General features: G+C 54.4%; 2 protein-coding genes. One reads left to right on the top strand and one right to left on the bottom strand.

Annotation, left to right across the window (positions count from 1 at the left end; translation table 11 throughout):
* Window positions 1–446, top strand: a 446-nt coding sequence (locus AC630_RS41875) for a DUF4238 domain-containing protein (protein WP_143198761.1), incomplete at its 5' end; no start/stop codon positions are given.
* A 5-nt stretch (window positions 447–451) separates the two neighbouring features.
* On the opposite strand, the gene AC630_RS41880 is transcribed toward AC630_RS41875, so the two are convergent.
* A complete protein-coding gene (locus AC630_RS41880) occupies window positions 452–883 on the bottom strand; it encodes a Rap1a/Tai family immunity protein (RefSeq protein WP_143198762.1) in 432 nt (143 codons plus the stop codon).
* Window positions 884–1,275 lie beyond the last annotated feature (392 nt).

Consider the following 1,275-nt stretch of genomic DNA (forward strand, 5'->3'; position numbering starts at 1 on the left):
ATAGTTTCGAAGAGTTCCTGACGCGGCGCGACCCTAACATCGTGCACAAGGTCACGATAAATATGATCATGCGCGGCATCGAGATCATCGAGCTAGGAACACATATCAACGGTATGAAGTGGAAGGTCTTCGACCTACCCCAATCGAAGCACGAGTTTATCACGTCAGACCGTCCGACCCACTATTGGAGAATAAGAGAGCGCGATGGCTTCATTTCTCTTCCAGTTGGTCCAAGGAAGCTCTTCGTGGCCGCTAACAGTACTCACGTCTTCCAAAGCTTGATGGCGACCGATCAGACGAGGGTTGTGACGGAAGTGAACAAGAAAGTCGTCAGCCAGGCCCGACGCTTCGCTTACACCAGATATCGATCATCGAACCAGCCACTGATTGAGCGCTACTTTGGGGCAGCGCAGGAGCCGAGCCCCCTATTCCCATTCGAGGATTAGCTCTGCTAGTCCCTCCGGCCGCACGGGAAAGCTGCGCCGAAGGCTTCAGCCGCAAGATTTGCAGCCAGCAGATGTCGCCTCTCAGGGTGATCTCGCAAGTAGGATCTGAACACGTCTACCACTTGGTTCATATCGACATTGGCCGGTATGCAGGCTCTGCGCCCGCCGATAGCGACCCCTGACATCTGGATGTTCGCGATCGAAGTCAGATATCCCAAGCAGGTCCCACCCTTCATTGCCCAATCGCCTGTGCGTTCTTGCTTGATGTTCGCATTGCACAGGCTCAGAAGCGTGTTGCCGTCAACGCTCACCATCTGTGCCTCAACCGGGGCCGAAAAGTTCGTAAGCATCCAACCGGCCAACACCAGGCCGAAAATTCGATTTATTTCGATTTTCCGTGTCATTTTTCGACCTATGAAAACAGGCAGATTCAGCATTATCGGCACAAAATAATTCGTTCTTTTATGGGATGAGTAAGTTCGTCCGATTTTCCCATCCGCATCGGCTATGAAAAGGGCTCTTTTGACGCTCGCAAGTGGGCGGGCCGGGGCCCCAAAAGGGTGGGGGTACTTTCCAATAAAAAATCAGCGCTTCCGCTTCTTCATCCTCACGCCAGCTCCGCGCCCGTTCATCCGGGATGAACGCGACGCCGGTAGCCTCGAGGGCTCGGCCAATCGAGTTCTGATGCGGACCGGGGCGCGTTGCCACGTTCATGCCGGCAGAGCGATCGGCTGACAAGCCGAACGGACGGCTGACTATTCTGCCTTTCTGATCTTCTTTTCGAGGTGCCCGTTTTTCTGGTCGTGAACCAGCTGGCCTAGCGATGTCT

It is taken from the genome of Bradyrhizobium sp. AS23.2, from assembly GCF_001908185.1.
Lineage (GTDB): Bacteria > Pseudomonadota > Alphaproteobacteria > Rhizobiales > Xanthobacteraceae > Bradyrhizobium.